General features: G+C 59.7%; 1 protein-coding gene. It reads right to left on the bottom strand.

The genetic code is table 11. From position 1 onward, the window contains the following. Positions 1–385, bottom strand: a 385-nt coding sequence (locus tag AC5RWX_RS34185; protein ID WP_494100559.1) for a hypothetical protein, incomplete at its 3' end; no start/stop codon positions are given. Between the last annotated feature and the right edge of the window lie 156 nt (positions 386–541).

The raw sequence follows: 541 nt of genomic DNA on the forward strand, positions 1-541 counted from the left end.
TGGCCAAGCGGCAGGCCAGTTCGTCGGCGGCGAACTCCCAGAGGTGGACGAGGTCGCTCAGACTGACGAAGCTCCATCGCCCGGCGCCGTTTCTCAGCCTAAGCTTGTCCGAGGCCAAAGCGGCCAAGTAGAGGTCTGGGCTGGAAGTGAGCGCCTCGTACTTCTCCTGCTGTTGATCGCTCATCAGGTGCCCAAGCTTCACCTCGACCACTGCTGAGCGTGAACCGGAAGTCAGCAGCAAGTCAGCGTTATTGGCTTCTCGCACCTCGCGGGAGACCTCGTCCGGCACGAAACCGACGAGTTCGGCCCAGGGCGATGCGTCACGGTCACTTAGGAATTGAATAAGGTCGGATACGCTCGTCTCTTGGGCCAGAAGACGGCCCAAGCCTCTGTTCCGGACCCAAGGTGCTACAGATTTCCCCATAGGGTTAGCATGACCCACCCGTCGCAGGATTTGCTGGCACGACACCTCCGCCAGGCATGCTCCGCATCACCCGTCAATGCAGTAGACCAGAGGATATTCTTAGTTCCAGACCGTATG

The sequence above is a fragment of the Arthrobacter sp. SPT-J7 genome (assembly GCF_059089965.1).